The 18,929-nt window shown below is 73.1% G+C and carries 18 protein-coding genes; 7 read left to right on the top strand and 11 right to left on the bottom strand.

All coding sequences use genetic code 11. The annotated features are described in order from the left end of the window. Positions 1–309: 309 nt before the first annotated feature. The gene (locus ACIQ5Y_RS31795; protein WP_403888208.1) at positions 310–822 is read left to right on the top strand and encodes an EF-hand domain-containing protein; all 513 of its coding nucleotides are present in this window, start codon (positions 310–312) and stop codon (positions 820–822) included. Positions 823–850: 28 nt separating this feature from the next. Here ACIQ5Y_RS31795 and ACIQ5Y_RS31790 read toward each other — a convergent pair whose 3' ends face one another. The 7 genes from ACIQ5Y_RS31790 to ACIQ5Y_RS31760 all read right to left on the bottom strand — a co-directional run bounded on the left by ACIQ5Y_RS31790 (position 851) and on the right by ACIQ5Y_RS31760 (position 8,943). Further along, a complete protein-coding gene (locus tag ACIQ5Y_RS31790) occupies positions 851–2,206 on the bottom strand; it encodes a tetratricopeptide repeat protein (RefSeq protein ID WP_403888205.1) in 1,356 nt (451 codons plus the stop codon). A 149-nt stretch (positions 2,207–2,355) separates the two neighbouring features. Beyond that, the gene (locus ACIQ5Y_RS31785) at positions 2,356–3,858 is read right to left on the bottom strand and encodes a sensor histidine kinase (protein ID WP_403888202.1); all 1,503 of its coding nucleotides are present in this window, start codon (positions 3,856–3,858) and stop codon (positions 2,356–2,358) included. Between the two features lies 1 nt (position 3,859). Then, on the bottom strand, positions 3,860–4,591 hold the full coding sequence (locus tag ACIQ5Y_RS31780; protein WP_403888199.1) for a response regulator transcription factor: 732 nt from the start codon (positions 4,589–4,591) through the stop codon (positions 3,860–3,862). A 23-nt stretch (positions 4,592–4,614) separates the two neighbouring features. Next, positions 4,615–5,469: a DUF5666 domain-containing protein gene (locus ACIQ5Y_RS31775; protein ID WP_403888194.1), complete on the bottom strand. Its 855-nt coding sequence runs from the start codon at positions 5,467–5,469 to the stop codon at positions 4,615–4,617. A 32-nt stretch (positions 5,470–5,501) separates the two neighbouring features. After that, positions 5,502–6,719: an ABC transporter permease gene (locus ACIQ5Y_RS31770; protein WP_403888191.1), complete on the bottom strand. Its 1,218-nt coding sequence runs from the start codon at positions 6,717–6,719 to the stop codon at positions 5,502–5,504. Further along, positions 6,716–7,576 (bottom strand): ABC transporter ATP-binding protein, encoded by an 861-nt coding sequence (locus ACIQ5Y_RS31765; protein WP_403888188.1) that lies wholly within the window; start codon positions 7,574–7,576, stop codon positions 6,716–6,718. The genes ACIQ5Y_RS31770 and ACIQ5Y_RS31765 overlap by 4 nt, the downstream gene beginning before the upstream one ends. Next, positions 7,573–8,943 (bottom strand): efflux RND transporter periplasmic adaptor subunit, encoded by a 1,371-nt coding sequence (locus tag ACIQ5Y_RS31760; RefSeq protein WP_403888185.1) that lies wholly within the window; start codon positions 8,941–8,943, stop codon positions 7,573–7,575. The genes ACIQ5Y_RS31765 and ACIQ5Y_RS31760 overlap by 4 nt, the downstream gene beginning before the upstream one ends. Before the next feature lie 292 nt (positions 8,944–9,235). On the opposite strand from ACIQ5Y_RS31760, the gene ACIQ5Y_RS31755 reads away from it, so the two are divergent. The 4 genes from ACIQ5Y_RS31755 to ACIQ5Y_RS31740 all read left to right on the top strand — a co-directional run bounded on the left by ACIQ5Y_RS31755 (position 9,236) and on the right by ACIQ5Y_RS31740 (position 11,466). After that, the gene (locus ACIQ5Y_RS31755; protein ID WP_403888182.1) at positions 9,236–9,844 is read left to right on the top strand and encodes a hypothetical protein; all 609 of its coding nucleotides are present in this window, start codon (positions 9,236–9,238) and stop codon (positions 9,842–9,844) included. 233 nt (positions 9,845–10,077) lie between these two features. After that, positions 10,078–10,536 carry a C40 family peptidase gene (locus ACIQ5Y_RS31750; protein ID WP_403888180.1) on the top strand — a complete coding sequence of 153 codons (459 nt, stop codon included), beginning with the start codon at positions 10,078–10,080 and terminating at the stop codon, positions 10,534–10,536. A gap of 395 nt (positions 10,537–10,931) precedes the next feature. Next, the gene (locus tag ACIQ5Y_RS31745; RefSeq protein WP_403888178.1) at positions 10,932–11,216 is read left to right on the top strand and encodes a DUF6400 family protein; all 285 of its coding nucleotides are present in this window, start codon (positions 10,932–10,934) and stop codon (positions 11,214–11,216) included. Further along, the gene (locus tag ACIQ5Y_RS31740) at positions 11,203–11,466 is read left to right on the top strand and encodes a hypothetical protein (RefSeq protein WP_403888175.1); all 264 of its coding nucleotides are present in this window, start codon (positions 11,203–11,205) and stop codon (positions 11,464–11,466) included. Before ACIQ5Y_RS31745 ends, ACIQ5Y_RS31740 begins: the two co-directional genes overlap by 14 nt. 69 nt (positions 11,467–11,535) lie before the next feature. Here the strand turns inward: ACIQ5Y_RS31740 and ACIQ5Y_RS31735 are convergent, their stop codons facing one another. Both ACIQ5Y_RS31735 and ACIQ5Y_RS31730 read right to left on the bottom strand, forming a co-directional pair. Further along, a complete protein-coding gene (locus tag ACIQ5Y_RS31735; protein WP_403888172.1) occupies positions 11,536–11,973 on the bottom strand; it encodes a DUF2809 domain-containing protein in 438 nt (145 codons plus the stop codon). A 40-nt stretch (positions 11,974–12,013) separates the two neighbouring features. Then, entirely contained in the window at positions 12,014–15,310 is a 3,297-nt protein-coding gene (locus tag ACIQ5Y_RS31730) for a BTAD domain-containing putative transcriptional regulator (protein WP_403888170.1), read from the bottom strand. A gap of 176 nt (positions 15,311–15,486) precedes the next feature. Between ACIQ5Y_RS31730 and ACIQ5Y_RS31725 the strand changes: the two genes are divergently transcribed. Together ACIQ5Y_RS31725 and ACIQ5Y_RS31720 are read left to right on the top strand one after the other, a co-directional pair. After that, on the top strand, positions 15,487–16,500 hold the full coding sequence (locus tag ACIQ5Y_RS31725) for an NADP-dependent oxidoreductase (RefSeq protein WP_403888167.1): 1,014 nt from the start codon (positions 15,487–15,489) through the stop codon (positions 16,498–16,500). Continuing rightward, positions 16,500–17,192, top strand: coding sequence for an NAD(P)H oxidoreductase (locus ACIQ5Y_RS31720; RefSeq protein ID WP_403888165.1), 693 nt, complete (start codon positions 16,500–16,502; stop codon positions 17,190–17,192). The genes ACIQ5Y_RS31725 and ACIQ5Y_RS31720 overlap by 1 nt, the downstream gene beginning before the upstream one ends. Before the next feature lie 52 nt (positions 17,193–17,244). Here the strand turns inward: ACIQ5Y_RS31720 and ACIQ5Y_RS31715 are convergent, their stop codons facing one another. After that, positions 17,245–18,030, bottom strand: a complete 786-nt coding sequence (locus ACIQ5Y_RS31715) for a polysaccharide deacetylase family protein (protein ID WP_403888163.1) — start codon at positions 18,028–18,030, stop codon at positions 17,245–17,247. A gap of 253 nt (positions 18,031–18,283) precedes the next feature. Continuing rightward, entirely contained in the window at positions 18,284–18,922 is a 639-nt protein-coding gene (locus tag ACIQ5Y_RS31710) for a TetR/AcrR family transcriptional regulator (RefSeq protein ID WP_403888160.1), read from the bottom strand. Positions 18,923–18,929 lie beyond the last annotated feature (7 nt).

Raw genomic sequence — 18,929 nt, 5'->3', positions numbered from 1 at the left:
ATCCACACCGAGCCAGAAGGCCCTCACCCATTTCAAGATCCCTCAGTCGAGACCTGCATCACCCGTCCACAACCTCCCGGGACAGAACAACTAGGCATCCCGGCGACCGCTGGATGACCGCCACCTCGGGTGCGCGTCACGGCGATGCGGCCCGAGCACACCGAGCGGGTCCCGGTCCGGGCCATCGGGGCCCGCGAGCCCCTCGCCCTTCCGCGGGGCGGCGGCGGTGACCTGGTGCCGAGTTGATCGTTTCCGGGGTGGGAACGGTGCCCGCCGCTCCTTCGGCTTCGCGCAGGAACGAGGGTCTCGGTGGACACCATCACCGCCAAGCGGCACATCTTCTCGATGCTGGACGTCGACGGCGACGGGGTCATCTCCCGTCAGGAGTACCTGGCCCGGCCCGAACGCGCGGCCGAGGCACTGGGCCGGACCGGCGACGACCCGCTCCTGATCGTGGCGCGCGCCGCACACGACCAGGTGTTCGCCTCGATGGACGCCGACCAGGACGGGCGGGTGACCTTCCCGGAGTACGAGGCGTGGGCGGGCGAGGAGGCCTTCGACGAGGTGTGCAGGCCGGCTCTGGGATCGCTGTTCGACCTGGCCGACGGCGACGGCGACGGACACCTCGACCGGGCGGAGTTCACCCGGCTGCGCCATGCCCTCGGCAACCCCGCAGACAACGCCGGTGCGGCCTTCGACGCGCTGGACGAGGACGGCGACGGCCGTGTCGACCGGGACGCCTATCTGGCGGAGATCCGTTCCTTCGTGACCGACGGGTCCTCTGCGATGGCCCGCGCTCTGCACGCGCGGGCCCACGGCTGAGCGGGCAGCACACGCGGAGAGGGCCGTGTCAGCGCGGGTGTTCGTCGGAGAAGGTGCCCGACCAGACGGGCACGAACGGCTCGGATTCGCGTTGCCGAAGGAGTGCCAAGGCCTCCTTGACCCGGCCGAGTTCGATGAGGTGACCCCCCAGAGCGTCACGGTTGACCGGGGCGTGCGGTTCCAGGACGGCGACGGCCTCTTCGGTCCGACCGGCCTCGGCGAGGAGCTCGGAGATGGTCCAGGCCACGTACGGGCCGTCGCCCTCGGGGTGCAGCCGCGCTTGCCCGATCGCTTCGTCGAGCAGGCCGCAGCCGGCCATGAGCCGCAGTCGCACCCTGAACAAGTCCCACTCGTCCCCGCCGTCGCGGCGTGCCCCGCGGCTGTCGAGGTAGGCCAGTGCGTCCCGGGCGCGCCCCTGATCGGCGTACAAGGTGCACAGCATGTCCACGATCCAGTCCTGGCCGGCGCCCTGTGCGTCCGCGAGCGTGCGCATCACCTCGATCGCCTCCTCGCCCCGGCCCTGCCGGGCCAGGAGCTGCGCCAGCTCGACCGCGGCACGGCACGGATCGGCCGCCGAGTCGCCCGGCTCCCGGTACACGGCGATCGCGGCTTCCACCTCGCCGCGCCGCTCCAGCAACTCGGCCAGGCGGCGCGCCGCGTGCCCGTGGTGCTCGGACGCCGCGTACGCACGCAGCTCCTCGATCCGGTCGTGACGTGCCAGCAGGTCGGCCAGCTGGTCGTGGTTGTTCACGGAGGTGATGTGCCGGGTGTGCAGCAGGGCGATCGCTTCGTCGACGCGGCCCTGGCGTTCGCGGATCGCGGCCAGCAGACCGATGGCCGTGTCGGGGTCGAGACCGCGGCAGCACCACGGACCTTCGCATCGGTGCCCGGCCGGGATCCGAGCGGCCAACAGCGCGGCGATCTCCTCGTCCCGGCCCGCCCCCTCGGCAACCTCGACCAGAGCAGTGGCAAGGAGCCAGTCCTCGATTCCGGCACTCAGCCGCACGATCGCCTCGTCCTGGCGGTCGTGCCGGGCCAGCAGGCGCGCGTAGAACTCCAGCGCGGGCCCACCGACCTTGGCGTACGACCCGACCAGCGCGATCGCCTCCTCGGCCCGCCCCCAGCCCTCGAGCAGTTCGGCCTGGGCCCGGGCGGCCGGCCACCAGCCGGTGGCGACGTACGGAGCGAGCACCTCCAACGCCTCTGCCTGCCGTCCTCGGGCGCCCAGCAGCCGCGTCCACTCGCGTGCGCAGAACCAGTCACCCCGGCCGGCCTGGAACTCCACCTCTTTCTCGTAGCCGAGTTCGAGAAGCCGGGAGACCAGGGGCGGAGGAATACAGCCGGACGAGGTCCGGGCCTGGCGGTCGAGATCAGCAGCGTCCATGACTTCGCACCCTAACCACCACCGGTCGGTTCGGGTTCGGGGAGGGGAGCCCGTCGGCGCCGGTCGACAGCTCCTCGTGCCGTTGCTCCGTCGGACGACCGGATGAGCCCTGACGGCACGGAGCCCGGCAGCCGGTGCGCGACCTGAGGTCAGGGTGCGGCGGACCGGAGGCGGACCCGGAACAGGGCTCCGGCACCCGGTGCGGTCTCCAGTTCCAGTTCTCCCCCGTGGGCCTGGACGAGCGCGGAGGCGATCGCCAGGCCCAGGCCCGCTCCGCCGCCCGTCTGCCGGCTCCGTGAGGCGTCCACCCGGTAGAACCTCTCGAAGACCCGGGCCGCCTGCTCCGGGGTCAGGCCCGGCCCGCAGTCGGCGACCTCGATCACCCCGCGGCCGTCGGTGCTGCCCACCCCGATCCGCACCGCGGAACCCGCGGGCGTGTGGGCGACGGCGTTGCCGACCAGGTTGGCGACCACCTGGCGCAGCCGCGCCTCGTCGCCGTTGACCGGCGCCGGCCCGGGCAGGCCCACGCCTCCCGGGCCGGTCAGCGCCACCTCGCGCGTCGGGTCCAGGGCCCGGGTGTCGTGCAGGGCGTCCACCGCGAGGGTGCGCAGGTCCATCGGTTCGAGTTCCAGCGGGCGCTGCTCGTCCATGCGGACCAGGGTCAGCAGGTCCTCCACCAGGGCGCCGAGCCGCACCGCCTCGCTCTCGATGCGGGCCATGGTGCGCCGTACGTCGGCCTCGTCGGGCAGGGCTCCCATCCGGTACAGCTCGGCGAAGCCGCGGATGCCGGCCAGCGGCGTCCGCAGTTCGTGGCCGGCGTCGGCGACGAAGCGCCGCATCCGGTCTTCCGACGCGCCACGGGCCGCGAACGCCGACTCGATCTGCGCGAGCATTCCGTTGAGCGCGCTGCTCAGCCGCCCGGTCTCGGTACGCGGCGAGGCGTCCGGCATGCGGTGCGACAGCGGCTGCCCGGCGGAGATCTCCGCCGCGGTCTCCTCGATCCGCCGCAGCGGACGCAGTCCCGCCCGTACGGCGAACCAGCCGGCCACGGCGAGCAGCAGCGACACCGCGACGCCGATGAGTTCGAAAGCGGTGGCCAGGTGGTCGAGGGTGGACGACACCTCGACCAGCGGAGCCGCGACCAGGACTGCCGCGGGCAGTTGCGGGTCGTCGCTGCCCACCGGCACGATCCGCACCCGCCAGGTGCCGCCGCCGTGGTCGCCGGCCACCTCGAACGGCCGCCCGAACCCGGTCCGCAGTCGCGCGCCGTCCATCGCAGGCCACAGCGGGCCCGGATCCCCGGCGGCGACGGGCTGCCGGAACTGGTCCGACACCCGCCCGTCGGCGTCGGCGAACGCCACCACGTACTGGCTCGGCAGCCAGGACCGGCCGCTGCCCGTCCGCCCGAGGTGCGACGGCTGCGGGGTGCCCTCGGCCCGGACCCGGTACGCCACCGAGTCCCCGAACCGTTCGAGTTGCCGGTCGACCCGCCCCACCAACTGGGCGCGCACCGATCCGAGGACGACCGTGTCACTGACGGTCAGCCCGAGGGCGACCAGCGCCATCGAGAGCAGCACGAGCCGCGAGCGCAGGGACAGACCCGCGATCCGGTGCGCGACCCGGCGTGCGCGTCGCTTCGTCCGTCCGACCATGTCAGGTCTGCGGGCGGCGCAGGACGTACCCGATCCCGCGCACGGTGTGGATGAGCTTGGCGGCGCCGTCCGCGCCCGAGTCCACCTTGCGGCGCACGTAGGAGATGTACGACTCGACGATGCTGAGATCGCCGCCGAAGTCGTACGCCCACACGTGCTCGAGGATCTGCGCCTTGGAGACGACGCGGTCGGCGTGGGCCATCAGGTACGCCAGCAGTTTGAACTCGGTGGGGGACAGCGACACGGGCCGGCCGCCGCGCAGCACCTGGTGACCCACCGGATCCAGTTCGAGGTCGCCCGCGATCAGGCGGCCCTCGCCCGTCGGGGCGCCGGTGCGGCGCAGGATCGCGCGGATCCGGGCGATCAGTTCCTCCAGGCTGAACGGCTTGGTGACGTAGTCGTCGCCGCCGGCCGTGAGCCCGCTGATCTTGTCGTCGACGCCGTCCTTCGCGGTGAGGAACAGGACCGGCAGGTGATCGGCCCCGGACCCGCCGCCGGCCGCCTCGCGCAGGCGGCGCACGACGGCGAACCCGCTGAGGTCGGGCAGCATCACGTCGAGCACCACCAGGTCGGGCCGCTCCTCGGCGACCGCCGCCAGCGCGTCGGCGCCGTTCGCCGCGGAGGTGACCCGGAAGCCGACGAACCGCAGCGAGGCGGACAGCAGCTCCCTGATGTTCGGCTCGTCGTCGACGACGAGCAGGCTCGCCTCGGGCGCGACCGTGTCCCTGTCCAAGGGGGGTTTCCTCCCTCTCGCGTTCAGCCCCGGCCGCCGCCGCTGAACCCTCCCGCGCCGCCCTGGGCGACGGTCGTCGCGGCGACGTCACCGGAAGGGGTCTGGCTGCCGCGCACGGTCACGGTCTGACCCGGCTGGAGGTCGGACACCTTGCCGCTCTTGGCCTCGGTGATCTGGGTGTTGGTGTCGGTGGTGACTTTGACGACGTTGCCCTGGGCGTCGGTGACGTAGAGGGTGGTGCCGTCGACGAGTTTCACCGTACCGGTGGTCACGCCGGCCCCGGCGCCCGGGCTGCCGCTCGCACCTCCGAAGCCCTGGCGTTGGCCGTTCTGCCCGGCCCCGGAACGGCCCTGCCCGGTGCTGCTCTGGCCGTTGCCCTGGCCGTTGCCCTGGCCGTTGCGCTGGCCGTTGCTCTGGCCGTTGCCCGTGCGTCCTTGCCCGGCGCCGGCTCCGGCGGCGAAGCTGCGGCCCGTCGTCGAGCCGCCGGCTGCGGACCCGGCTCCGGCCGGGCCCTGGAGATGGCTCTTCTCGACCAGGACGCCCCCGGTGAACGCGAGACCGGCCACCACCCCACCCGAGAGCAGCAACGTCAGCCAGGGCAGCCGCGGCCGGGGTGGGGCCGCGAGTTCGGCCGATATGTCCCGGGTGTCCGGGGGTTCGGAAAGGATCCTCTCGGGGTCGGACACGGGATCCGCCGCGGGCCCTTCCTCCAGGAGGCCCGGGCCGGTGGAGTCCGCGGCGAGGTCCTCGGTGGGGTCCTCCGCGAGGTCCTCGGTGGGGTCCTCGGCGGCCGAAGCGGTGAACACCTCGGCGAACGGCGTGAACCGGTCTCCGCCCGCCTCGGGCCGCTTCTCCGGTTCGGTGCGGCGTCGTGCCATGTCAGCTTCTCCCTGTTCCCGCGTGTGCCGGCTCATTCGTGCCGCAGCGCTTCGATGGGCCGCAGGCTCGCGGCCCGGTTGGCCGGGTAGCCGCCGAAGAACAGCCCGATCGCCACGGCGATGGCGAAGGCGCCGACGACCGACTCCGGTATGACGACCGGCTTGATGCCGACGATGGTGAAGTGCGAACCGATCAGCCCGGCCGCGACGCCGAGCCCGCCGCCGATCAGCGAGAGCAGCGTCGACTCGGCGAGGAACTGGCCGAGGATGGCGCCCCGCGGCGCCCCGATCGCCTTGCGGATGCCGATCTCACGGGTCCGCTCGGTAACGGTGACCAGCATGATGTTGGTGATCCCGATCCCTCCGACCAGCAGGGAGATCGCGGCGACGGCGCCCAGCAGCACGGTGAACGTCTTGTTCGTCGAGGCCTGCGCGGTCAGCAGGGACGCCTGGCCGGCCACCCTGAAGTCGAGGGCGGCCGGGTCCTTGATCCCGTGCCGGGCCATCAGCACCGTGGTGATCTCGCTCTGCGCCCCGGCCGTCGCGTCCGCGGACTTGGCCTCCACCAGGATCTGGCTGACCGAGCCGAAGCCGGTGAACGCGTTCTGCACGGTGGGCAGCGGTGCGACCACCACGTCGTCCGGGTCCTGGAAGCCGGTGCCGCCCTTCGTGGCGAGCACGCCGACCACGGTGAACGGCGTACCGCCGAGGACCATCTTGCGGCCTACGGGGTCGGCCGTGCCGAACAGGTCGGCGGCGGTGGTGGAGCCGATGACGGCGACCTTCCGGGAGGCCAGCACGTCGTCACCGCTGAAGTAGTCGCCCTTGTCCACCTTGCTGTTGGAGGCCTTGAAGTACGCCGGGTACGTGCCGACGACCTGGCCGACGCTGTGCGAGGCGCCCTCGTACAACGCGGTCTGCGAGGTGGTGACCTCCGGCGCCACCGATTCGACGTGCGGCGCCGCCGAGGGGTCGGCGAGCGCCCGCGCGTCCTCGACCGTCAGCGGCTTCGTACCGGTGGCGGAGCCGGAGCGCCCGCCGCCGAAACCACTGCCGGAGGAAACGGTCAGGGCGTTGGTGCCGAGCTTCTCGATGGAGTCCTTCACCGCCTGGGAGGATCCGTTGCCGACGGCGAGCAGCAGGATCACCGCCGCGACGCCGATCAGTACGCCCAGCATGGTCAGCGCGGAGCGCACCTTGTTCGCCGCGAGGCCGCCGAAGGCGAAGCGCAGCGTCTGGAACGGATTCACCGAACGCCCCCGGCCGTGACGCGGGTCCGGGCCCCGGGGTGCGTACCGGCCGAGGCCGGCGGGGGGCCGGTGACGGGCGCCTGCCGTACGTCCTCGACGATCTGCCCGTCGACCAGGCGCAGGACCCGTTTGGCGTGCCGGGCCACCTCGTCCTCGTGGGTGATCAGGACGACGGTGCGCCCGGTGGCGTTGAGCCGGTCCACGAGGGCCAGGACCTCCTCCGTGCTGTGGCTGTCCAGGTTTCCGGTCGGTTCGTCGGCGAGGAGCATCGCGGGCGCGGTGACGAGCGCGCGGGCCACCGCGACGCGCTGCTGCTGACCGCCGGAGAGTTCGTTCGGCCGGTGGTCCAGGCGTTCGGCCAGGCCGACCAGGGTGAGTGCGGCCACCGCGCGCCGGCGCCGCTCGGCGGCCTTCACGCCCGCGTACGCCAGCGGCAGCTCGACCTGGGCCACGGCGGTGGTGCGGGGCACCAGGTTGAACGACTGGAAGACGAAGCCGATCTTGCGGTTGCGGACCAGCGAGAGCTGGTGCTCGTCCAGGCCTCCCACGTCGATCCCGTCGAGCAGGTAGCGGCCCGAGGTGGGGACGTCCAGACAGCCGAGGATGTTCATCAGGGTCGACTTTCCCGAGCCCGAACTGCCCATGACCGCGACGAAGTCGCCCTGTTCCACGAGCAGTTCGACACCGGGGCGACGGCCCGTGACCGGATCGGGCGGCCCGCCGAGCGCGCGGACGGCGGCGTCGCCGTGCCCGTACGTCTTGAGCAGCGAGCGGACCTCGATCACCGGCGGGGGCTCCGGCAGCGCGCCGGCCGGCATGTCGGGAAGCGCCCGGCGCGGCCACAGCGGCGGAGTCATCCGCGGCCACCCCCGCCCCCGCCGGTACGGAAGCCGGAGCCCCCGCCGCGGTTGCGGGTGCCGGAGGCCCCGCCGGCCCCCGCGCCGCCGGGGAAGGCGCCACCGGGGAAGCCTCCGTTGCCGGCCGAGGAGACCGCGGCCACCTGCACCTGCTCGCCCTCGGTCAGCCCGCTGACGATCTGGTCGGTGCCGTCGCCTTCGAGGCCGACCGTGACCGGCGTCCGTACGGTGGTGCCGTCCGGCTTGACGACGGTGACGGTACGGTTCGCGCCGGTCCCGGACACGGCGGCGGTCGGCACCGAGAGGGCACCGGACGCTTCGCCCACGACGACCTGGATGGCGGCGCTGAGACCGCTGCGCAGGTCGTCGGTGGGGCTTGTGATGGTGAGGGCGGCCGCGTACTGCACGGCGCTCCCACCCCCCGAGTTGCCGCCTCCGGAGGACGAGCCGCTGCTGACGGGCAACGAACCGACCGACAGAACCTGCGCGTTGAGGACCTTGCCTGACATGGCGTTCAGCGTGACCGTGGCGGCTTGTCCGGGCTTCAGCCTGAGCGCGTCGGCCTCCGAGAAGTTCGCCGTCACCTGCATGCCGGACGGGTTCGTGAGCACCACGAAGCCCGACAGGGCAGCCGAGGAACCGGCATTGGACGAGCCGGAGTTTCCATTCGAACCGCCACTGCCGCCCCCCGCGCCTCCGTTGCCGCCGCCGGTACCGGTGCCGCTCGCGCCGGACACGGTGTCGCCCACCTTCGCCGAGACGGAGGCGACCGTCCCGGCGGCCGGGGCCTTCAGCACGGTTCCGTCGACGGCGCGCTGCGCGGCGTCGACGGCGTTCTGGGCCTGCGTGAGCTGGGAACGGGCCTGTGCCACCTGCGCCGGGTCCACGGTCGGCGTGGGCGCCGGCGCGGGAGCGGCCGCGGAACCGCCCCTCGACGAGGAGGAGGACGAGGATCCGGTGTTGGCCGCCGAACTCACCTGTCCGGCCTCGGCCTTGGTGACGTTGGCCTGGGCCGCGGTCAGCGCGGCGCGGGCCTGGGTGAGCGTCTCCGTCGCGGCGGTCGGGTCGATCTTCCCGAGCAACTGCCCCTTGGTCACCTTGTCCCCCGGCTTGACGGCGACTTCGGTGAGCCGGCCGCCGGTGGTGAAGTTCACCCCGGCGTCGCTCGGCGAGCTCAGTGACCCAGAGCCGGACACCGTCGCGAGGACGGTGCCCTTGGTGACGGCCACGGTCCGCGCGCCACCGCGCGCCGGCCCGTCGTCGCCACCGGTCACCGCCGCGTACGCACCGCCGGCGCCCGCGAGGACCGCCACTCCGAGCACCGAGTTGATCAGGACGGCCCTGCGCCGCCGTGGGAGCACCTTCATGGAGCGTGATCCTGGCCGCCCGCACTTTGGAGCTCCTGGGAGGTTCCTGGGAGTTCCCTGGGAGCGCCCCTCCACCGCGAAACGGGCACGGCAGGCGGAACGGAGCATATCGCTCGGCGTTCCGGGTGCGGGGGCACGTCTGGGCACGCCCACTGTCAGGGAACTCCCAGCCGATGCCCCGGTCGCCCCCATGTCGGTGGGGTTCGGTCTTCGTCACCGACGCGCACGCCGCCGGCGGCTCGACGCACGACACCCGACGCCTACACGCCTGACGCCCGAGGAGACAACGGACATGCCCTGGACCACGACCCGGCAGGCCACCCCGCGCGCTGACACCGCGTCCTGGGCGGCCGTGTGCGCCCTGGTGATCGCGGCCTGCGGGCTGGTGCTCGCGGGCTGTTCCCCCGGCGCCGGCGGTTCCGGTGGCTCCGGCCACTCCGGCGCGGCGTCGGCCTCGCCGGATGCCGGGACGATGGATGCGTACCGCCAGTGCCTGGCCCGGCACGGCATCACGATGGCGCCGCGCCCGAGCGGCAGCGGCCGCCCGTCCGACGGCAAGCGGGTGCCCGGCGGCGCCGGGGGCGGCCCCGGCGGCTGGGGCGGTGGGGCGTCGGCCGACCCGCAGCGCAGGGAGGCCGCGCAGGCGTGCGCGGATCTGCGCCCGCAGTTCAACGGCCGCGGCGGCGGCCCCGGCGGCGAAGGCGGCGCAATGAAGGCGTTCACCAGCTGTCTCAAGGATCACGGCGTGGTACTCCCGACAGCCTCCCCGAACGCACCCGGCCCGCGGGGGATCCCCACCCCGGATGCGCGGTCCGCGCAGGCCTTCGAGACCTGCAAGGCCCTGATGCCGCAGCGCGGCGGTGGAAGCAGCCCGCAGCCGAGCGCGAGCCCGACCGCCTGAGCCCAGACGCGGGACCCGTCCCGATTCGACGAACGAGAGGAATCGTCGGACAAACGCCATGCATATCTTCGCGGGTTGTTTTGCCTAAACGAGACATTCCCCTGCCGTGTCTGACACCTGCAAGCGCCGACCCTTCGGGCAAAAATGGGCGGTCGTCGGGAGCCATTACGCAGTCACCGAGAACAGCCACCATCAAGGCCCTGTTCCTGTATCTGAATGCGGAGGTATCGCGATTGCCCAAAATAAAACAGAGCCGCGAGAAGCACTTCTGTCCCGCGCTGATCCTCGCGATCACCGTGACCGTCTTGTTCGTACCCACCGGCCAGGCCCAGGCCGCTTCTCCTTACGGCATAAAGGCCGTCGCGATCGCGGCCTCCAAGAAAGGCGCCCCTTACGTCTACGGCGCCACCGGGCCCAGTGAATTCGACTGTTCGGGCCTCACTCTCTACGCCTTCGGGAAGGCCGGCCGACCCCTTCCCCGTACGGCCGACGCGCAGTTCGACGACACGCTCCACATCTCGCGCGCCCAGCGCGTCCCCGGCGACCTGGTCTTCTTTCCCAAGGGAGGCACCATGGGCCACGTCGGCATCTATGCGGGACACGACAAGATCTGGCACGCTCCGAAACCCGGAACGCGCGTGCGGCTCGAACGCATCTGGACCCGCGCGGTTCACTACTCCCGCGCCAATTGAGCGACCGACTCGATCACACTCCCGGCGCACTTCGTCCGCTCCCCCTCTCGACTCGCGCGAGGAAGCGGGGCTCGGGACCAGGATAAAGAAGGGAGCTTGTTCATCGACCTCCGAAGAATCATGTTTGCACGACCCGAGATCAGGGCGGCCGGCACCGGCGTACCCCCACCCGGGCGGCCCTCCTTCGGGCCACCACTGAATTCTCCGGGACCCCGGGGATGGACGGATATACGCCGCAGGCAATTGCGTCACCTCCGCCGCTTTCGGGCACCGCGCCTGCGCGGAGCGCGGACGCCGGTTCACCGAAGGGTCCCCACAGCTCCCGGGCCCCGTGATCTGTGACTCCGGCCACCCTCCCTTGACCCGGAAAAGAAGGGTTGCCTAACTTCGATGACATGGCCCCCCACCACCCCACCCCTTCCCCGGACGAGCCCGACGCCTCCGGCGCGTCCCCGCTGGTCGACTTCGCGGTGGACCTCACCTCGCAGGAGGTCCTCCGCCGCGCCCAGGTGATGGAGGCCCTCGGCCCGGACTGGGACCCGGTCGAGGTGCTGCTCGGCGAGGAAGCCGCGTACGACCTGCTGTACTCCGGACTCGACCCGCAGCAGCAGCGGCTCTACGACGAGCTCGTCGCGGCCGGTGTGCTGCCCGCGAGGGGCGACGGCCGTGCTGCCGCTTGATCCGCAGGCCGATCCCGGGCGCCGCGCCTGGGTGACCTGCCCGAAGTGCGATGACGCCCAGGGCTGTGCGCCCTGCGAGCAGCGGCGGACCTGCTCCGCGCACTGGCGCTACCTGCTCACCAACACGGGGAGCCTGCTCCACCTCCAGTGCCCCGCGTGTACCCACGTCTGGGTGCACGAGAGCGGTTTCGGCGCCACCCGCTCCGTGTGGGACCGTCTCGTCGGCGCTCTGCCCCGCTTCTCGGCGTAGCCCGCGGCGGGGCGGGCCACACCCCGGACGGGACCCGGGCCCCGGAACGCCGGTCGACGCCCCCGCCCGCTACCCCGGCGTCCGCCGTGTGGATGAGCGCGCCCGCCGCCGCAGTGCGGTGTGGGCGAGCCATCCCGCTGCCGCGCCGACCCCGTACCAGAACAGGTCGGGAGCGTTGAACGTGCTCCCGAGCACGAGTCGGGCGACGGCGCTGTCCCGGGAGAGCTCCGCCGGTACCCCGGTGAGCTGGAGGAACTCCACCGCCCAGCTGAAGGCCAGCGCGCTCGCTGCGGCTCTCGGGGGCGTCACCCTCGGTGCGATCAGCAGTACGAGGGTCATGATCAGTACGGTGTAGAGCGCGTCCCCGCCGTACTTGGCCGTGCTCCCCGTGGTCACGGCCCTGAGCCCCAGCCCCATCCCGACGGTCACGGCGGCGGCCGCGGCGGCCGCCGTACGGGTCGGCATCCGGTCGTCGGCGGTTCGGTCACGCGTTCCGGGTATGGGCATCACAGGAACATACTCCGCCGGGACGGTGTCGGACCCGGCGTCACGCCGAGATGCCTTCGGGGGTCGCCTCGCGGCCCGCCGCGAATGCGGCCGCGAACACCGACTCGCCCAGGACGCTGCGGGCGAGGCCGGCCGCGCGGTCGGTGTCCGTACGCTCCCCCAGGGGCAGTGGGGAGCCGACCGAGTCGCGCAGGGCGGCGGCCGTGCCGAGCAGGGACGCTGCCCGTTCGGCCCGGCCGGCCAGTACATGGGCGCCCGCCAGGCCCTCCAGCGCGAGCGCGAGGGCCCGCGGGTCACCGGTCCGGCGGGCGGCGGCCAGGCCCTCGCCGTGCAGGGCCAGGGCCCGCTCCGCATCGCCGCGCTGCTCGGCGGCGTACCCGAGCTGCGCCAGGACCAGCGCGGCGCCGGAATCGACGCCGAGGCGCAGGTTCCACTCCAGCCAGGGCAGCAGCAATGCCTCCGCGGCCTCCAGCTCGCCGCGCCGCCGGGCCCCCAGGGCCAGGCCGATCTCGGCGAACTGCCGCGCGGGTCCGTGCCCCTGCTCGACCGCCAGCTTCCGGGCCCGCTCGTGGAACTCGGTGGCCCGCGCGTCGTCACCGGTCAGCAGCGCGATACGACCCAACCGGGCCAGCCCGAAGGAGGCATTGGTCCAGAGCCGGAGCTCCTCCGCGTCCCGTACGCCGTCCCGGTGCAGCCGGTGCGCCGCCTCGTAGTCCCCGGCGATCTCGGCGAGGACGCCGAGCTGTTCGGCGGCCTGCAGACCGCCCCAGCGGTCCCCGAGTCCGGCGAACAGGGTCGCACTGCTCTCGGCGTACCGGCGCAGGGCCGGCAGGTCCCCCTGGTACATGGCGCGGGTGGCCCGGGCCCCGAGGGTGGCGGCTTCCCCCCAGCGGTCGCCGAGCGCCCTGAACTCCGCTCCCAGCGCCGTCAGTTCCGCGGCGTCGGCCTCCCGCTCGGGCGGCCCGCCGAAGCCGCAGCGGGCGAAGAGGAGCAGCCAGCGGGCGTACGGGTCCGCGGCGGAGAGGTCCTGGGGCGGTACGTCCTGCCCGGCGAGCAACGCGCAGGCCGCGCGGCGGGCCAGGGCGGAGGCGTGGTCCGGTGACGGATCGGGGCTGCTCGCACTGTCCGCGCCGGCCGGGTCGCGCCGGGCCAGGGCCAGGTCCAGCGACCGGACCGCCTCGCCGATCCGGCCGCGCAGATGCCAGTACCAGGTGAGGGAGTTGACCAGGCGCAGCCCGTACGGTCCGGTGTCCAGGGCGGCCCTCAGGTTCAGGGATTCGGTGTCGAGGCGGTGCAGCCAGTGCCGTTGCTCGGGGCCGCGCAACAAGGGATCGGCCTGCTCGGCCAGTTCGGTGAAGTGCAGGGCGTGCCGGTGGCGGATGTCGGCGGCCGTGCCCGTCTCTTCGAGCCGTTCCCGGCTGTAGGCGAGTACGGACTCCAGCATGCGGTAGCGGGTGGCGTCGTCGGCCGGGCCGGCTGCGGAGACGGGCGCGACCGGTATGACCGGTACCACCAGGGAGCGGTCGACCAACCGGCCGAGCAGGTCGAGCACCTCGTCGGCGGATATACCGGCGGATGTACCAGAGGATGTACCGGCCCCCGCGCACACGGATTCCGCCGACTCCAGCGTGAAACCGCCCGCGAACACGGAGAGCCTCCCGAGCAGGGTGCGCTCGGGCGGAGTCAGCAGCTCCCAACTCCAGTCGATCACCGCGCGCAGGGTGCGCTGCCGGGCCGGGGCGTCCCGGCGTACCTGGTTGAGGAGCCGGAAGCGGTCGTGCAGCCGGTCGGCCAAGGCGTGCACGCCCAGTGCCCGGATCCGGGTGGCGGCGAGTTCGAGGGCGAGCGGAATGCCGTCGAGGCGGCGGCAGATCAGGGCGACGGCCTCGGTGTTGCCCGGCCCCAGGGAGAATCCCGGGGCTCCGGCGGCGGCCCGCTCGGCGAAGAGTTCCATGGCCTCGGACTGGGCGAGCGGCTCCACCGCCTCCAGGACCTCGCCCGACAGGGCCAGGGGTTCCTGGCTGGTGGCGAGGACGTGCAGCCCGGCAGCCCGGCTCAGCAGGCGGCCGATCAGCGCGGCGAGCGGTTCGACGAGCTGCTCGCAGTTGTCGAGGAGAAGGAGCGTCCGGCGGGCCGACAACGCCCCGGCCAGCCGCTCCTCGACCGTGCGCCCGGCGGGCCCTGCGTGACCTCCCGGGCCGCCGTCGACCGTGCCGTCCGTTCCCGCTCTGCCATCGGTGCCGTCCGAGCCGTCGTCGCGGATGCCGAAGGTGGCCGCGACGGCCTCCACCGCCTCGGCATCGGTTCGTATTCCGGCGAGTTCGACGAGCCACACGCCGTCGGGGAAGGCCTGCGGGCCGGGTTCGGCGAACCTCGATGCCGCCGCCAGCGCGATCCGGGTCTTGCCGACCCCTCCGGGTCCGGTGAGGGTGACGAGTCGGCCCGCCCGGACCAGCCCGTACACCCGGCCGACCGCGTCCTGGCGCCCGATCAGCGAACTGACGGGCGCGGGCAGGTTGGTTCGGGTCCGCTGCTCCGCGGTGGAGGACGGTACGGCCGAGGGAGCGGCGGACACCGCGGGCGGGGCGAGCGACGGGTCCTGGCGGAGGATCGCCTCGTACAGCGCGGCGATTTCCGGACCGGGGTCGAGGCCGAGCTCGTCCGCGAACCGCTCCCGCAGTTCCAGGTACACGGTGAGTGCCTCGCTCTGCCGGCCGGACCGGTAGAGCGCCCTCATGAGGGCCGCCGACAGCCGCTGCCGCAGCGGATTGCTCCCCACCAGGACCGCCAGCTCATCGGCCAGCAAGGCGTGTTCACCGATCTCCAGGCGCAGCTCCGCGTACTCCTCCCACACCGTGAGCCGCTGCTCCGCCAGCCCGGCGATGGCCGCCTGTGCGAAGCCGGCATCGCGTTGATCGGCGTACGCCTCCTCCGCACGCCACAGCCCCAGGGCCTGCGACAGCAGCGAAACCCGCGACGCCGGGTCGGGCTGCCGCCGAGCGCGGGCCGTGAGCGCCGCGAACCTGCCCGCGTCCACCGCCTCCTCGTCCACCCGCAGCGCGTAGCCGGCCGGTCCGAACTCCACCAGGGCGCGGGCCGCCGGGTCCGCCTTGGCGAGGGCCCGGCGCAGTTGGGAGACCTTGGTCTGGAGGGTGTTGGCGGGATTGCCGGGTACGGAGTCCCCCCACAGGTCGTCGATCAGCCGGTCCACCGGCACCGGTCGGCCGCGGTGCACCAGCAGATCGGCGAGCAGGGCCCGGACCTTGGCCTCGGGCACGGGCACGGGAGTTCCGTCGTCCGCACGGACGGTGACCGGTCCCAGCACCTCGAAACGCATGTGATCACGCTATCCGACCGTCGCACGGGCGTGCCGGGCGGTCGTGCCGGGCCGCCGTGCGCGGACCGTCAGCGGTTCGTGCGCGGTCCCCCGCATCGTGATCTCCGTGGCCACGACCGGTCACGACGACAGAGCGCGGTCCGCGGACCGCCGACCCCGACCCGGAGGCCAACCCCATGTCCGTCAAGTCGCGTGAGATCCGGCTCGCCGCCCGCCCCTCGGGTGAACCGGGCCCGCAGCACTTCTCGTTGGTGAGCACCGAGCTCCCCGAGCCCGCCGAGGGCCGGATCCTCGTCCGGAACACCTGGATGTCCGTCGACCCCTACATGCGCGGCCGGATGGACGACGCCCCCTCCTACCTCCCGCCCTTCGCACTGGGCGCCGCCCTGGAAGGCAGCGCGGTCGGCGAGGTGATCGCCTCCCGCGCCGCCTCCGTGCCCGTCGGGTCGACCGTCTCGCACTTCCTCGGCTGGCGCGAGTACGCCCTCCTGGACGCGGCCACGGTCACCGTCGTCGATCCGGCGCTCGCCCCACCCGCTGCCTGGCTGGGCGCCCTCGGCGCCACGGGCCTGACCGCCTACGTCGCGCTCACCCGCACAGCGCCGGTCCGGGAGGGCGATGTCGTCTTCGTCTCCGCGGCCGCCGGAGCGGTCGGCAGCGTGGCCGGGCAGCTGGCCCGGAAGCTGGGCGCGTCCCGGGTGATCGGGTCGGCCGGCGGCCCGGCGAAGACCAAGAAGCTGCTCGACGGGTTCGGCTACGACGCCGCCATCGACTACCGGGCCGGCGGCCTCGACGAGCAGCTCGGGCAGGCCGCACCCGATGGCATCGACGTCTACCTCGACGCGGTCGGCGGCGACCACCTGCGGGCGGCGATCGGCGCGATCCGGCCCGGCGGGCGGATCGCCATGGTCGGGGCGATCAGCGGCTACAGCGGCACCGCGCCGGCGCCCGGGCCGGACAACCTCCTGAGGGCCGCCGCCCAGGAGGCGACCCTCCGGGGCGTGCTCGTCAGCAACCACTTCGACCTCTTCCCGGAGTGGATCGGCAAGGCGGCGGGCTGGCTCGCGGACGGCAGCCTGCGCACCGAGCAGACCGTCGTCGAGGGCATCGAGCGGGCGCCCGAGGCGTTCCTCGGGCTGCTGCGCGGTGCCAACACCGGCAAGATGCTGGTCCGGCTGGGTGACCGCTGATGCCGCGTCAGGAGCAGCCCACCAAGCCCACCAAAACGGCCGACGCGGCCGACGCGGCCGAGACACCGGAACAGATCCGTTCCCGGGCCCTGCTGGTGGTGGCCCATCCCCGCACCGATTCACTGACCGCCCAACTCGCCGCCCGGACCCGGGACAGGCTCGTGCGCGAAGGCTTCGAGGTGGACGTCCTCGACCTGTACGAGGAGGGCTTCGACCCCCGTATGACCCCCGAGGACGAGCCGGACTGGGCCGACCCCGAGAAGTCGTACTCTCCCGAAGTCCGGGCACACATGCGGCGGATCGAGGAGGCCGACGCGCTGGTCGTGGTCTTCCCGCTCTGGTGGTTCGGCCCACCGGCCATCCTGAAGGGCTGGATCGACCGGGTGTGGAACCACGGGTTCGCGTACGGACGAAGCCGGCCGAGGCCGGCCGGCAAGCGGATGGTGTGGATCAGCCTGGTCAGTTACACGGAGGAGCAGTTCACCGAGCTGGGCTGGGACCGGGTCGTCGCCCGCACCCTGCGGGAGGGGATCTCCGGTTTCTGCGGCATCGAGGACGCGTCGGTCCACTTCGTGTACGACTCCCTCCGGGCGGGTGAACAGGCCCTGGCCGCGGCCGCCAGCCCGGCCCTCGACGGCCTCGTTCCGGCCCGGGGAGCCTCTCCGGGGCCTCTCGGCGGCCCGCGGCGCTGATCCGACGGCCCGCGTTCGGGTCCGCCGGGAACCCCGAGGCCCGGTGGAGTTCCTACGGGGTGGTGCGGGCCGGGAAGGTCATGGTGTAGCCCCGCGCGGTGAGCCAGGGCAGGTACTGCTTGAGCGCGGCGACGGTCTCGCTGCGGTCTCCGCCCCCGTCGTGGAAGAGGACGGTCGGCTGCTGGGGCAGCGCGTCCTCCACGGCGCGGACGATGGCCGGCAGTCCCGGCCGGCTCCAGTCCTTGGGGTCCACGCTCCATCCCAGGGGCCGCATACCGTTCGCGGCGGCTATCGCCCGGCTTTCGGGGGTGAAGGCACCGCCCGGCGCACGGTAGTAGTTGACGGCGACGCCCGGCACGGCCTTCTCGATCATGGCCTTGCCGTCGAGTATCTGCTGCTCCTGGTACGCGACCGGCTTGTGGTCCATGGTCACGTCGTGGTCGACGGAGTGGTCGCACAGCTGGTGTCCGTCGGCGGCGACCGCGCGCACCAGGTCCGGGTACTTCTGCGCCTTGGTGCCGATCATGCAGAAGGTGGCCTTGACGTGGTTCTCCCGCAGCACCCGCAGGACCTGGGGGGTCCAGCGGGGGTCCGGGCCGTCGTCGATGGTGATGGCGATGTCATGGCCCGGTCCCTGTGCCAGCCGGGAGATGCCGAGGGGGACCCGTGAGGTGCGCTTCTCCGCGGGTCCGGAGGGGTTGGTGGCCGAGGACCGGCCCGTCGAGCCGTCCGTGGCGGCGAGGGCCGGCGCGGCGGATGCCGCGACGAGGCCGAGGACGGCCGCCGCCATGGCGGATCGCGTCCGCCGACGACGGGCGGAACGGCTGGTGATGACCATGGACGCGTGCTTCCTTTGCGCTCGGCCCCCCGGCGTGCGTTGCCGGTACAGGCTAGGTCAAACGTCCACGAAAGCTCATCCCCCGATCGGCCCCCATCGGACGGTCCCCACCGGATGACCGGGCGGGCACTGCCCTCGCGGGCGCGTCGTGTTACGGATGCCACACCGGGGTCCCGGCCCGCGCCTCCGATCAGCACGCGAGAGGGCCCCGCGCGGGGCGCCGGTCCGCGGGGCCGGGAGGGCGCCGGGAGGACTACGGCGCCGTCGAGGCCACGGCCGGGCCGTCGCGCAGTGCCGCGGCGGTTTCCGAGGGCCGGGCCAGGAGGGCGAAGGTGGAGTCCAGGCAGGCCTCGGCGCTCGCCGGGTCGGGGTCGACCTTGCGCATGATCTGCAGGCCCTGGACCAGGTTGAGCAGGAGCAGCGCGCCCTGCCGCGGGGTGACGGTCGGAGCGAGTTCCCCGTCCCGTGCGGCCCTCTCCAACTGCGCCGTGAACGCCTCCTCGGCGTACCGGAGGTTGCGCCGGGCCAGTTTCGCGACCTCCTCGTCGTGCGGCAGCAGCTCGGCGATGCTGTTGACGCTGAAGCACCCGGCACTGCCCGCTGCCGCGTCGGCGGCCAGGAGCCGACCCAGCACGTCCCGCAGCCCGGGGAGCGCCGGCCCCTCGTCGTCGAGCGCGGTGCCGAGCAGCCGGGTCTGGTGGTCGAGGTAGCGGCCGAGGGCCCGGACGAACAGCTGGTGCTTGTCCCCGAACGCCGCGTAGATCGATCCGCGGCCCAGCCCCAGCTCCGCCACGAGGTCGCTCATCGCGGTCGCCTCGTAGCCCTTGCGCCAGAACAGGATCATCGCCCGGTCCAGGATCGCTTCTTCGTCGAACGTGCGTGGTCTCGCCATGCACCCA

It is taken from the genome of Streptomyces sp. NPDC096339 (assembly GCF_044762985.1).
GTDB lineage: Bacteria > Actinomycetota > Actinomycetes > Streptomycetales > Streptomycetaceae > Streptomyces.
The sequence above is the reverse complement of the archived record's forward strand: the minus strand, read 5'-3'. Positions and strand labels throughout refer to the sequence as shown.